Here is a 287-nt window from a genome sequence, read left to right as displayed (position 1 = left end):
CAGTACAACTCGACGCGTCACTTCATGCGCGAGCTGAACCGGCTCGGCGTGACGGGCGTGATCGACGCGGGCGGCGGTTCGCAGAATTACCCCGACGATTACGAAGTGATCCGCAAGCTGCACGACGCGGGCGAGATGACGATCCGGATCGCGTACAACCTGTTCACGCAGAAGCCGAACGCCGAGAAGGAAGACTTCGTGAACTGGACGAAGAGCGTCAAGTATCACGACGGCACCGATTACTTCCGCAACAACGGCGCGGGCGAGATGCTGGTGTTCTCGGCGGC

At 61.3% G+C, this 287-nt stretch carries 1 protein-coding gene; it reads left to right on the top strand.

The genetic code is table 11. The features are described from left to right. Window positions 1-287: amidohydrolase family protein (locus ACV22V_RS32685; protein ID WP_448016867.1), on the top strand; the 287-nt coding region annotated here is incomplete at both ends.

The sequence above is a fragment of the Burkholderia sp. AW33-5 genome, assembly GCF_053427615.1.
Note: the sequence above shows the minus strand (reverse complement) of the source record. Positions and strands in the feature narration are given on the sequence as shown.